Origin of the sequence: Streptomyces beijiangensis (genome assembly GCF_017315755.1) — a bacterium.
GTDB classification, from domain to species: Bacteria; Actinomycetota; Actinomycetes; order Streptomycetales; family Streptomycetaceae; genus Streptomyces; species Streptomyces beijiangensis.
The window spans coordinates 1-264 of record NZ_JAFLRJ010000800.1 but is presented as its reverse complement, the minus strand read 5'-3'; the positions used below and the strand labels follow the sequence as shown (position 1 = coordinate 264).

Annotated in this window: 1 protein-coding gene; it reads right to left on the bottom strand. The window is 75.0% G+C overall.

The window, feature by feature from the left end:
* On the bottom strand, nt 1–264 hold a 264-nt coding region (locus J0695_RS46405; protein ID WP_206969624.1), incomplete at both ends, for a hypothetical protein.

Genomic DNA, 264 nt, shown 5'->3' with positions numbered 1-264 from the left:
AGCCCGTGCCCCAGCAGCAGCCGCAGCCGCAGCAGGCCATGCCGCCCCAGGCCGCTCCCCCGCAGCAGCAGCCGATGCCGCCCCAGCAGCCGCAACAGCCGCAGCCCGGTTACGGCTATCCGCAGCAGGCGCCCCAGCAGCCCCAGCCCGGTTACGGCTACCCGCAGCAGCCCATGCCGCCGCAGGCCCAGCCCGTACAGCAGCAGCCCATGCAGCAGCCGCAGCAGCAGCCGGTGCAACAGCAGCCCGTGCCCCAGCAGCAGC